This window comes from Idiomarina sp. A28L (genome assembly GCF_000218785.1).
In the GTDB taxonomy this organism is placed as follows: Bacteria; Pseudomonadota; Gammaproteobacteria; order Enterobacterales; family Alteromonadaceae; genus Aliidiomarina.
In genome coordinates this window covers 1-941 of record NZ_AFPO01000023.1, presented here as the reverse complement: position 1 = coordinate 941, position 941 = coordinate 1, and the positions used below count along the sequence as shown (strand labels likewise).

1 protein-coding gene is annotated in these 941 nt (G+C 47.3%); it reads left to right on the top strand.

The window, feature by feature from the left end:
* A partial coding sequence (gene tuf / locus A28LD_RS09715; protein WP_007420908.1) for an elongation factor Tu occupies positions 1-941 on the top strand: 941 nt, incomplete at both ends.

Below are 941 nucleotides of genomic sequence, written 5' to 3'. Positions count from 1 at the left end.
CCTTCACGTCACTACGCACACGTAGATTGCCCAGGTCACGCCGATTATGTGAAAAACATGATCACTGGTGCTGCGCAAATGGATGGCGCTATCTTAGTAGTAGCGGCTACCGATGGCCCAATGCCACAAACACGTGAGCACATCTTGTTGTCACGTCAGGTAGGCGTACCGTTCATCGTAGTATTCATGAACAAGTGCGACATGGTAGACGACGAAGAGTTGTTGGAATTAGTAGAGATGGAAGTTCGCGAACTTCTTTCAGAATACGATTTCCCAGGTGACGATTTGCCAGTAATTCAAGGTTCAGCGTTGAAAGCGTTGGAAGGCGATGAAGCATGGGAAGGTAAGATTTTAGAGCTTGCAGAAGCGCTAGATACTTATATTCCAGAGCCAGAGCGTGATATCGATAAGCCATTCTTGATGCCTATCGAAGACGTATTCTCAATCTCAGGCCGTGGTACAGTAGTAACCGGTCGTGTAGAGCGCGGAATCGTGAACACTGGTGATGAAGTAGCAATCGTTGGTTTGAAAGACACCACGAAAACTATCGTAACGGGCGTAGAAATGTTCCGTAAGTTGCTTGACGAAGGTCGTGCAGGTGAGAACATTGGTGCGTTGTTGCGTGGTACTAAGCGTGAAGATATTCAACGTGGTCAAGTATTGGCGAAGCCAGGTTCAATTACTCCACACACTAAGTTTGAAGCTGAAGTGTATGTATTGAGCAAAGAAGAAGGTGGCCGTCATACGCCATTCTTCAAAGGTTACCGTCCACAGTTCTACTTCCGTACAACTGACGTAACTGGTGCTGTAGAGCTTCCAGAAGGCGTAGAAATGGTAATGCCTGGTGACAACATCAAATTCGTAGTTGAATTGATTGCACCAATCGCTATGGACGACGGTTTACGCTTCGCAATCCGTGAAGGTGGCCGTACTGTAGGCGC